This is a genomic window from Enterococcus sp. DIV0421 (genome assembly GCF_051713745.1).
Taxonomy (GTDB): Bacteria; Bacillota; Bacilli; order Lactobacillales; family Enterococcaceae; genus Enterococcus_D; species Enterococcus_D casseliflavus.
In genome coordinates this window covers 1-226 of the sequence record NZ_JBIOQM010000035.1, presented here as the reverse complement: position 1 = coordinate 226, position 226 = coordinate 1, and the positions used below count along the sequence as shown (strand labels likewise).

Here is a 226-nt window from a genome sequence, read left to right as displayed (position 1 = left end):
CTTGTTCTCGAATATATTTTTCAATTGTTTTTTGATTTAACCCACCCGTACTCACGTAGTATCCTTTGGACCAAAAGCTTTTATTCCCATACTTATATTTCAAATTCACATGTTTTTCATGGATTAAGGTTGCACTTCGTCCTTTTAAGTAGCCCATAAAACTAGAAATACTAATCTTTGGTGGTATTCTTACTAACATATGAATATGGTCAGGCATGGCATGAGT

The 226-nt window shown here is 33.6% G+C and carries 1 protein-coding gene; it reads right to left on the bottom strand.

The genetic code is table 11. The annotated features are described in order from the left end of the window. A partial coding sequence (tnpA, locus tag IGI96_RS19805) for an IS200/IS605 family transposase (RefSeq protein WP_438785724.1) occupies nt 1-226 on the bottom strand: 226 nt, incomplete at both ends.